The sequence below is a fragment of the Chlorogloea sp. CCALA 695 genome (genome assembly GCF_003003885.1).
Classification (GTDB): Bacteria; Cyanobacteriota; Cyanobacteriia; order Cyanobacteriales; family Chroococcidiopsidaceae; genus Aliterella.
Genome location: NZ_PVWN01000031.1, coordinates 42,024 through 49,341 on the forward strand (window position 1 = coordinate 42,024; position 7,318 = coordinate 49,341).

Here is a 7,318-nt window from a genome sequence, read left to right on the forward strand (position 1 = left end):
CAGTTGGTGAATTTGCTTCCAATAGTGACATTAGTAGTTGGGTAACGTTCAATAAGAATTTTCTTAAAAATAGCTCCAGAGAAATCGACCCTTTCCAAATTTACGCTATCTCCACATCCACGCCCCAAAAGGATGTCAGACAATATGACACCTTGAAAGTCTCTCTCCCAGCAATATATCTCTCCAACAACTCTTCTTCAGTCATGTCTTGCATCCCAACACCTCTCAACACTAGGGGAAAGCGATCGCCTTTAAGACTGGTGTAATATTAATCGATTCCCATCGGGATCGTAGGCATAAACTTCTTTACCGTGAGAAGCTGTAACAATCTCCCCCGACGGCGGATAGCTTATATTAGTTAGATGCGCGATCGCACTATTCAAGTCTTCCACCTCTAAACACAAGCTTATACTGCTATTGCGACTGTTAGCAAACTCTGCATTGTTGCTTTTATCTGGCTGAAAAATACCTAAGCGCAAACCAGCAATTTGAAACTCAGCATACACATTTTGCCGATAAATCTGCGGTTTTTGTTGCCAAAACTCTGTATAAAATGACACTAACTTATCGAAGTTGCTCGTTGCCAAAGTTACAAACGCAGCCGTGCAATTAGAAAGCATATAAAACCTATATTTGTTCAACCTGCTAATGATAAGGTAATCGCATTTGTCCTTGTAACCTCTGGCATAGTGCCAAAGCGCAAATATCGACGCGCTAATATTGAAGTATCTGCCCTAGCTTTAGGTAAATATTATATTGGTAAGGTAAAAACCAAAGCTGAAGCAATAGACGCGGGAGCGAAAAGTTTTGGGGGCGGATGATCCGTCCATAAATGTTTCCAAGAGAGTGATGTTTATTGATAATGCCTGGGAATACAATGACGGCATAAATATTTGAGAAATAACTGCCATGACTGCAACTCTTACTGCACCTCAATCGATTGAATCCTTGCTAGGTAAGGAGGCTGAAGACTTACTTACCCACAAAGCTAAAGTATCTAAAGACTTACTGCATCTACCAGGAGCGGACTTTATCGAGCGAATATTTACAATTAGCGATCGCTCTCCCCAAGTATTACGCAGTTTACAGCAACTATATTCCTTTGGTCGGTTAGGAAACACTGGTTACTTATCAATTTTGCCCGTAGATCAAGGGATTGAACACTCGGCGGGAGCTTCTTTTGCACCTAATCCAATGTACTTTGACCCAGAAAATATAGTAAAGTTGGCGATCGCATCTGGTTGTAATGCAGTAGCTACAACTTTAGGCGTTTTAGGCAGCGTTTCTCGCAAATATGCCCACAAAATCCCCTTTATTGCCAAAATCAACCACAACGAATTGCTGACTTTCCCCAACCAAGCCGATCAAATAATGTTCGCCTCCGTAGAACAAGCTTGGAACTTGGGAGCGGTAGCTGTAGGCGCAACAATTTACTTTGGTTCAGATCAATCGACGCGGCAAATTCAAGAAGTAAGCAAAGCTTTCGCCCGCGCCCACGAACTAGGAATGGCAACAATTTTGTGGTGTTACCTCCGTAATAACGCCTTTAAGCAAGATAAAGACTATCACCTAGCAGGGGATCTTACTGGACAAGCAAATCACTTAGGCGTAACCATTGAAGCGGACATTATCAAGCAAAAGTTACCCGAATACAATCACGGTTACGCCGCCGTAGAGAAGGCTACAGGGAAAAGTTACGGCAAAACAAATGATCGCGTATACACAGATTTAGTAACAGATCACCCCATCGATTTAACTCGCTATCAGTTGCTAAATTGCTACTCTGGACGGGCGGGATTAATTAATTCTGGTGGTGCTTCAGGCAAAAATGACTTTGCGGAGGCAATTCGTACCGCCGTAATAAATAAACGTGCTGGTGGTTCTGGTTTAATTTCGGGGCGCAAGACTTTCCAGCGTCCTTTTGAAGATGGCGTAAAGCTGTTTAACGCTATTCAGGATGTTTATTTATCTCCAGATGTAACTATTGCCTAAAATGGAACAATTGCGCGACGTTGACACAATCGAGCCACTAAAGCAGGTATATCAATTTACTTGGTTCGATTGGTTTTGTCTTTGGTATCCTCCAGGGTGGCTAATTTTATTTAACCGTCATTGGCAACGCTACAAAGGCGATCCTGATGGCTGGAATTGGCTAGAATACTTACTATTTCTCATCCCTGGGGGATTTTATGTAGCTTTATTAATTCGCTGGTTGCGTTTGGGTTGCCGTTTACCACGTCCTCAAAATGAACAATTTGACTTGAGTTATCAGCAACATTTTAGCGAGGAAATTCTTGCCCCTATCATTAAGCATTATTTTCGCGCCCAATTACACCAAACAGAGAATTTACCCACCACAGAATCTTTTATCGTGGCGATGAATCACGCCGGGATGTGTTTCCCTTGGGACTTTTTGAGTTTGGGTTATCTATTAAGTAATACTCAACCAGGTTGGGTACTGCAACCATTAGCAGATGTGTCTTTATTTGAACATCCTTGGTTAATTTGGTGGCTACCGCCTGGTTGGGCAAAAGTAATGGGTGGAGTTCGTGCCGAGATGGATGATTTTGAGCAAGCAGTAGAGCAAAAAACTATCTTACTTTACGCCCCAGAAGGTTTACGAGGGCCAAGTAAAGGTTGGCAAAAACGCCATCAATTAGAAACCTTTGACCTTAGTTTTATGCGTTTAAGCGAAGTTTCATCTATCCCAATTTTGCCTGTGGTTTGCATGGGCAATGAATATTTGCATTCTTGGGCTTTTAATATCAAAAGGTTGGCTAAACGGTTACAGTTACCTTTTTTACCAATATCGCCGCTAATATTTGTTTTTCTGCTTTTTCCTTCAATGGGAGTTTGGGCTGCTAGAAGTAAGTTAGATTACTACATTCAACCATTGTATAAAGCTGCGCCTGTAACGGAAAGTTCGCCCGGAAAAGTGCGATCGCGTTTTTACCAGCAAGCCCAAGAATTGCGAGAGAAAATGCAAAATATAATTAACCAAGTTGATTGACAGGTTAGGGCGATCGCTCCCCCGATTGAGTCAGTTACAATTCGGGGATGGATTACGAATAGGACACCGCTAAAGCAGCTACCAATATCAAAAAGCATGGTGTGAGCTTTGAGGAGGCTCACACCGTTTTCAACAATCCACTTGCACTAATTTTTGAGGATGAACCACAGTCAGAACAAGAGTACCGGGAAATTATTATCGGTCATTCCCAACGAAATCGGTTACTGCTAGTCAGTTTTACAGAACGTCCCCAGGCAATCCGCATTATCAGCGCTCGTATCGTAACTCAAAGAGAACGTGAAGATTATGAAAATAACGCATTCTGATGAAACTCAGCCTGATGACGATGATTTAGCAATAGGGTACACCTTTGATTACAAGAAAGCAAAGCCTAACCGATTTGCTGCACAAGCTAAAGGACGAAAAATGACAGTAGTTGTTTTAGATGAAGATGTTGCTCAAGTTTTCTCTACCCCGGAAGCTGTCAACAAAGTTCTTAGAGCGTTGATTGAGACAATGCCCTAAGTTTTTTCAGCTATGTGGCAATCCCAATGTATCTGAACCCATTTTTACCCAACAAAGTGCGATCGCACTTTCTACCAGCAAGCCCAAGAATTGCGAGACAAAATGCAAAATATAATTAACCGACTTGATTGACAGCTTAGGGCGATCACAATAGAACTCCAACTTAAAAGTTTCAATAGTGCAATTAGACGAAGGCGAAGCTTATTAGAAATAGAGTAGAGCGCACCTACAGACAAAGAAGTGGCTGCAATGCTAGAAGAAGGGCGGGTAGATAAAGTACCTATAGTGATTTTAATTAATAATAATGTTGCAATAGAAAATCTATTGTAGCGATAGCGCCAGCGCGCTCGCAGCGCTTCGCCGTTTTTTCAAGATGCGGAACTGCTATTTCAAGCGATTGAATCATCATTTTTTATGATGCAATACCCGAAAGAAAATCAATGACAGAACTTAGCTATCTTCAGCACATAATGATAGCAGAGTAAATAAATTGGTATATGTTCGCACAATTGCTAGAGCAGCGAATGCACTGGGTTCGCTGGATATTAACTATCGGGTGGCTTTTAGTGATCGCTTCTCTATTCTACGACCCTTGGACATCAGTATTAACCGAACCAGATCGTACCTGGAGTCCATTGCGGCTACCTAACGCCTGCGTTCAAGTCCAAGGCCAATGTTTATCCGAGCAACCTTACCCCTTGGGGACAACTCTATTTTGGGGAGCTATTGTCCCCTCGGCAATCTTTATTTTGTTGGTGTTTGGACACGAGCTATGGCGGCGGATTTGCCCCTTATCATTTTTATCCCAAATTCCTCGCGCCCTGGGTTGGCAACGACAATTTAAACGAGAAAATAAAAAGACTGGCAAAGTACGCTATGAATTGGCAAAGGTTAACTCTGATTCTTGGCTGGGCAAAAACTATCATTACGTGCAGTTTGGGTGGCTGTTTGCAGGGTTATGTGGGCGAATTTTATTTTTTAATGCTGATCGCTTAGTATTAGCAGGTTGGTTGCTATTTACAATTGTGGCAGCGATCGCCGTAGGCTATTTGTACGGGGGTAAGTCTTGGTGTCAATACTTCTGCCCAATGGCTCCGGTGCAAAGCATTTACAGCAAACCAGGAGGCTTGTTGAGTAGCAAAGCCCACATGAGCGATCGCACTATTACTCAATCTATGTGTCGCACTGTACTACCCGATGGTCAAGAACAAAGTGCTTGTGTGGCTTGCCAAAATCCTTGCATTGATATTGACTCTGAACGCACCTATTGGGACAGCTTAAATAAGCCCGAAACTTCGTTTCTGCGCTATAGCTACGTAGGCTTAGTAGTTGGCTATTTTATTTATTACTATTTATATGCAGGCAACTGGAATTATTACTTTTCCGGGGCGTGGCTCAGGCAAATCGACCAACTAGCATCCCTGTTTAGCCCTGGACTCTATCTTTTTGGACAATCTATTAATATTCCCAAAATAGTTGCCGTTCCCCTGGTGCTAGGCGGCTGTACGGCGATCGCTTATTGGTTAGGACGTGCGATCGAAAAACGCGCAAAATCTTACAGTCGGCGACATTATCCAAATCTGGCGGTTGAGACGATTCGACATCGTATTTTTACCCTTTGTACTTTTGGAATTTTCAACTTTTTCTTTATCTTTGGGGGTCGTCCTTTAGTTCAGCTTTTACCTTTGTCGGTGCAATATATCTACGACTTGGGTTTGGTTTTGCTAAGTACCCTTTGGCTTTATAAAACTTGGCGACGCAGCCCTGATTTTTATGCTCGTGAAAATCTAGCTAGTCGATTCCGTAAGCAATTGGAAAAGTTGCAGCTAAATGTTTCGCAGTTTTTAGAAGGACGCGCGCTTAGTGACCTCAATACGCACGAAGTGTATGTATTAGCCAAAGTCCTACCTGGCTTCACTCGCGAGAAGCGACACCAAGCATACAAGGGAGTCGTTCAAGAAGCGTTAGAGGAAGGCTATGTTAACTACTCCAGTAGTTTAGAAATTTTGCAGCAAATGCGCCAAGAGGTAGGTATTACCGACGACGAACATCGTCAAGTGCTGGAAGAGTTGGGCATTGAAGATCCTGAGTTACTCAACCCCAATCGTCAACGCAGCTTAGAAAATCAGATTCGCTTGAGTGGCTACCGTAAATCCCTTGAGCGGTTGATGGCTTTGCAAAGAAAACAGAGTGATCGCGTGACTCTGCCAGATTCAGCCGCAATTCGTTCCTTGCGCCGCCAATATTCGATCTCACCCCAAGAAGAAGATTGGATTTTGAGGGGGTTTTCAGCAAATGCAAGCAGCGTCAGTAAGGCAGAGTTTCTTGTGGCTCAATTACCCGAATTGATTAGTTGTCACTACGCTTTAAATCAACCTCTGCTCCACGAGCAGCAAGCGGTATTAACGCTGCTAAAGTCGCACGTAGCGCATAAAAAAGAACTCATAGTGCGATCGCTTTTAGAAACTCTGGAAACTGTGCAAAATGAGCCAAATGCTTTGACAATAGCACAGTCTTTGCAACAGTCTTCGTCAATGATTTTGAGGGAAATTTTAGAGCGTGAAAATTGGCGCGATCGCCTCTCCCTTGAGATTATGCAAACTCTAACTCAGTTAGGAGATCCCGTTAGTTGTTCTTTGGAATTTTCCGAGCGAGAGATTATAGAGCGTTTAGAAACCTTGATAAAAGAGCAAAACCCCCTGATTCAATCGGCTGCAATTTACGCGATCGCATGGCTGGACTCCGAACGCGCTCAGGCGATCGCCCAAAATATACATTATGAGTCACCACATCTTTTGGTGCAGGAAACTACCCAATTGCTGCTGTTGTCAACTCCACACCCACCCCTAACAGCATTTCCGACTTTAGAAAAATTAGTTTATTTATTTAATAGTGATTTCTTCCACCGCGTGCAGAGTGAAACGTTAATAGCACTTGCTAATCTAGCTGAAGTGAAAAATTATTCTAGTGGTGAGACGATTACAGAAGCAGGCGATACTTGTCGCGAATTGTTGCTGTTAATTGAAGGCAATGCTAAGATTCACTATCAAACTGAGACGGGGATTCAAGTTAAGTACATCCATCCCGGACAAACACTAGATGAGCTTGAAGTTTTAGCCCATAGTACATCAGAAAATACCATTATCGCAGATAGCCAAAATACGCGCATTCTCACCATCCCCGTCGATAGCTTCGACAACTTACTTGATCGCGATCCTGATTTTGCCCGTCGGGTGTTGGAGTTAGAAAGTCGCCAGTTACAGCAATTTGTGCGATCGCTGCAAACTTAACAGGTAGTACAGATTGGTCTTTTAAAGTTTAGTTTTGAGCTTGTTGAGCTATCTCATGCAACTAGACAACTGCATAACAATCTTTTATACACGCCGATATATAGGGTATCTATTCATGAAGTCTGAGCGGTAAGTCAACAAAAGACTAATCTGCATTACTTAAAACTTCTGGCTCATCATCCAAAGATAAGAAATATTGAATTAAATTTTTGCTCTTACTTGCTGTATCCAGCGCGACGATCTACCCAATAATTGTGTCCGCTACCATCTACATTTGACTTTTGCAAATTAGAATTAGCTCTATTAGCTGTGATCGCACTTTCTACAAGCAAGCCCAATTTGATTGATTGGCGAGGTAAGTGCGATCGCTTATTTGCACTTTCAAATAACACTTACACTGGTAGGCTAGGGAAAATAGGCGTTGCATAATTGAAGAATGATATTGAGGGAACAGACCATGCAATGCCCTGACTGTGGATCAACCCGCATTCGG

7 protein-coding genes and 1 pseudogene are annotated in these 7,318 nt (G+C 42.6%); 6 read left to right on the forward strand and 2 right to left on the reverse strand.

Features of this window, described 5'->3' with window-relative positions:
• Positions 1-251: 251 nt before the first annotated feature.
• The gene (locus C7B70_RS15665; protein ID WP_106369956.1) at positions 252-620 is read right to left on the reverse strand and encodes a VOC family protein; all 369 of its coding nucleotides are present in this window, start codon (positions 618-620) and stop codon (positions 252-254) included.
• Positions 621-689: 69 nt separating this feature from the next.
• On the opposite strand from C7B70_RS15665, the gene C7B70_RS28385 reads away from it, so the two are divergent.
• The 6 genes and pseudogenes from C7B70_RS28385 (at position 690) to C7B70_RS15690 (ending at position 6,825) form a co-directional block, all read left to right on the forward strand.
• Positions 690-821 carry a hypothetical protein gene (locus C7B70_RS28385; RefSeq protein WP_255409342.1) on the forward strand — a complete coding sequence of 44 codons (132 nt, stop codon included), beginning with the start codon at positions 690-692 and terminating at the stop codon, positions 819-821.
• 88 nt (positions 822-909) lie between these two features.
• The gene (locus C7B70_RS15670; protein ID WP_106369957.1) at positions 910-1,992 is read left to right on the forward strand and encodes a class I fructose-bisphosphate aldolase; all 1,083 of its coding nucleotides are present in this window, start codon (positions 910-912) and stop codon (positions 1,990-1,992) included.
• A gap of 1 nt (position 1,993) precedes the next feature.
• The gene (locus tag C7B70_RS15675) at positions 1,994-3,010 is read left to right on the forward strand and encodes a 1-acyl-sn-glycerol-3-phosphate acyltransferase (RefSeq protein WP_106369958.1); all 1,017 of its coding nucleotides are present in this window, start codon (positions 1,994-1,996) and stop codon (positions 3,008-3,010) included.
• Between the two features lie 68 nt (positions 3,011-3,078).
• Positions 3,079-3,336, forward strand: a pseudogene (locus C7B70_RS15680) (BrnT family toxin); the annotation flags it as partial.
• Positions 3,317-3,535: a hypothetical protein gene (locus tag C7B70_RS15685; protein WP_106369959.1), complete on the forward strand. Its 219-nt coding sequence runs from the start codon at positions 3,317-3,319 to the stop codon at positions 3,533-3,535. The pseudogene C7B70_RS15680 and the gene C7B70_RS15685, both read left to right, overlap by 20 nt.
• A gap of 497 nt (positions 3,536-4,032) precedes the next feature.
• Positions 4,033-6,825 carry a cyclic nucleotide-binding domain-containing protein gene (locus C7B70_RS15690; protein ID WP_106369960.1) on the forward strand — a complete coding sequence of 931 codons (2,793 nt, stop codon included), beginning with the start codon at positions 4,033-4,035 and terminating at the stop codon, positions 6,823-6,825.
• Positions 6,826-7,040: 215 nt separating this feature from the next.
• Here C7B70_RS15690 and C7B70_RS26405 read toward each other — a convergent pair whose 3' ends face one another.
• Positions 7,041-7,217 (reverse strand): hypothetical protein, encoded by a 177-nt coding sequence (locus C7B70_RS26405; protein WP_158260507.1) that lies wholly within the window; start codon positions 7,215-7,217, stop codon positions 7,041-7,043.
• Positions 7,218-7,318: the final 101 nt, after the last annotated feature.

Excerpts from the sequence above, each read along its gene's own strand:
- C7B70_RS15685 (WP_106369959.1), top strand. The coding sequence starts at position 3,317 with ATGAAAATAACGCATTCTGATGAAACTCAGCCTGATGACGATGATTTA.
- C7B70_RS15690 (WP_106369960.1), top strand. The coding sequence starts at position 4,033 with ATGTTCGCACAATTGCTAGAGCAGCGAATGCACTGGGTTCGCTGGATA.
- C7B70_RS15670 (WP_106369957.1), top strand. The coding sequence starts at position 910 with ATGACTGCAACTCTTACTGCACCTCAATCGATTGAATCCTTGCTAGGT.
- C7B70_RS15665 (WP_106369956.1), bottom strand. The coding sequence starts at position 620 with ATGCTTTCTAATTGCACGGCTGCGTTTGTAACTTTGGCAACGAGCAAC.
- C7B70_RS15675 (WP_106369958.1), top strand. The coding sequence starts at position 1,994 with ATGGAACAATTGCGCGACGTTGACACAATCGAGCCACTAAAGCAGGTA.